Genomic DNA, 294 nt, shown 5'->3' on the forward strand with positions numbered 1-294 from the left:
TTGAGGCCTGCATCGGATAACAGCATAGCCGCAATTGTTCGTGCATCCACACGGTCGGTTTTGGTCTTTCTGAGGCTGAGACTTTTCCGGTAGAGGTTTGTGCGTAAGGGATTCAAGACATAGGTGGCCAGACCATTGTCCAAAAGAAACCCCAGCAGATTGTAGCTGTAATGTCCGGTTGCCTCAAGCCCTACTCTTATTTTGTCCTGAGGTGCGATACAGGCCTGAATCTTCTCCAACAGCGTATGAAAGCCATCCATATTGTTAGAGATGGTGAACACATCCGCCAGGACT

General features: G+C 49.0%; 1 protein-coding gene. It reads right to left on the reverse strand.

Features of this window, described 5'->3' with window-relative positions; all coding sequences use genetic code 11:
• Positions 1–294: IS110 family transposase (locus tag H6B10_RS16055; RefSeq protein ID WP_204652428.1), on the reverse strand; the 294-nt coding region annotated here is incomplete at both ends.

This window comes from Gemmiger formicilis (assembly GCF_016901605.1).
In the GTDB taxonomy this organism is placed as follows: domain Bacteria; phylum Bacillota; class Clostridia; order Oscillospirales; family Ruminococcaceae; genus Gemmiger; species Gemmiger formicilis_B.